Source organism: Bradyrhizobium sp. Leo78, assembly GCF_059512425.1.
This window is the reverse complement of the sequence record NZ_JCAMOT010000234.1, coordinates 1-425: the sequence shown is the minus strand read 5'-3', so window position 1 is coordinate 425 and position 425 is coordinate 1. Positions and strand designations below refer to the sequence as shown.

General features: G+C 62.8%; 1 protein-coding gene. It reads right to left on the bottom strand.

Annotated features, from left to right (window positions below):
• Positions 1–425 (bottom strand): amino acid--tRNA ligase-related protein (locus AC5ZG1_RS44450; protein WP_496136578.1); only part of this gene is annotated, 425 nt, incomplete at both ends.

The window sequence follows — 425 nt, the reverse complement described above, 5'->3', positions numbered from 1 at the left end:
AGGAAGTCGCGCGCGCCTTCCGGCGAGGAGGCCGTCAGGATCGGCGTGCTATACTCGGTGAAGCCCGCGCCGCTCATTTCACGGCGCATGGCCGAAATCACCTGGGTGCGCTTGACGATGTTCTTGTGCAGGGTTTCGCGGCGAAGATCGAGGAAGCGATACTTGAGGCGAACGTCTTCCGGATAGTCGGGTTCGCCGAACACCGGCAGCGGCAATTCCTTGGCGGCGGAGAGCACTTCGATTTCCTGCGCGTAGAGCTCGATTTCGCCGGTCGCCATGGTCTTGTTGACGGTGTCTTCGGTACGGGCCTTGACGAGGCCGTCGATGCGGATGACCCATTCGCCACGCACGGTTTCCGCCGTCTTGAAGGCGGGGCTATCCGGGTCGGCGACGACCTGGGTGATGCCGTAATGGTCGCGAAGGTC